This window comes from Hydrogenovibrio sp. 3SP14C1 (genome assembly GCF_029625905.1).
Lineage (GTDB): Bacteria > Pseudomonadota > Gammaproteobacteria > Thiomicrospirales > Thiomicrospiraceae > Hydrogenovibrio.
The window spans coordinates 1-260 of the sequence record NZ_JARTLM010000182.1 but is presented as its reverse complement, the minus strand read 5'-3'; the positions used below and the strand labels follow the sequence as shown (position 1 = coordinate 260).

Annotated in this window: 1 protein-coding gene; it reads left to right on the top strand. The window is 48.8% G+C overall.

Annotated elements, in window-relative coordinates; all coding sequences use genetic code 11:
- The coding region (locus tag P8629_RS12160; RefSeq protein ID WP_278166368.1) for an ATP-binding cassette domain-containing protein at positions 1 to 260 on the top strand (260 nt) is incomplete at both ends.

Genomic DNA, 260 nt, shown 5'->3' with positions numbered 1-260 from the left:
ATTTTCAGGTGGTATGCGTCAAAGAGTGGTTATCGCTATCGCCTTGGCCGGAGAGCCGGACCTGATCATTGCCGATGAGCCAACCACTGCGCTAGACGTGTCTATTCAAGATCAGATCTTGAGTTTGATTCGTGATTTGTGTAAACAACATAATGTTGGCTGTATGCTGGTGACCCACGATATGGGCGTTGTTTCCAATGTTACCGATCGTGTTGCGGTTATGTATCGCGGTGATCTCGTCGAATTTGGACCGACGGCGA